Consider the following 456-nt stretch of genomic DNA (forward strand, 5'->3'; position numbering starts at 1 on the left):
TTAGTATAACGTTGTCCGGCTTAATGTCTCGATGAACTACTCCGTGCTGTGCTTCGAAGATCGCCTGCGCGACGTCACCGTCCAACTCGTCATGCCGCTTACGGATTTCATCGACTGCGGCCGGGCGTGGGTGCATACGCTCTAGCGCCTCCAACAAAGCCACAGCCCATTTCAGAAGCATATGCTCATCCGGCCTAGTCGAAGCCTCGCAGAAATTTCGCAGCGTCGGCCCCTCTATATACTCCATGACTAGATACGGATCCCCCGACGGGATGTCTCCTGCATCTAGGATGCGAACGATATTGGGGTGATTCAGAGACTGTAAAATATCGAGCTCTCGCTGAACACTGCTGAGCTTGCCGTTGCGCACCACCTTGAGGGCAACGAATTTCCCACCATCATCTCGGGCCTTATAAACGGTTGCGAAGCCACCCGGCGCGCCAACGGCGTGAGCAA

The 456-nt window shown here is 55.3% G+C and carries 1 protein-coding gene; it reads right to left on the reverse strand.

The annotated features are described in order from the left end of the window. On the reverse strand, positions 1 to 456 hold a 456-nt coding region (locus AB0L34_RS34255; RefSeq protein ID WP_363709826.1), incomplete at both ends, for a phosphotransferase.

It is taken from the genome of Micromonospora sp. NPDC052213 (genome assembly GCF_040679695.1).
Classification (GTDB): domain Bacteria; phylum Actinomycetota; class Actinomycetes; order Mycobacteriales; family Micromonosporaceae; genus Micromonospora.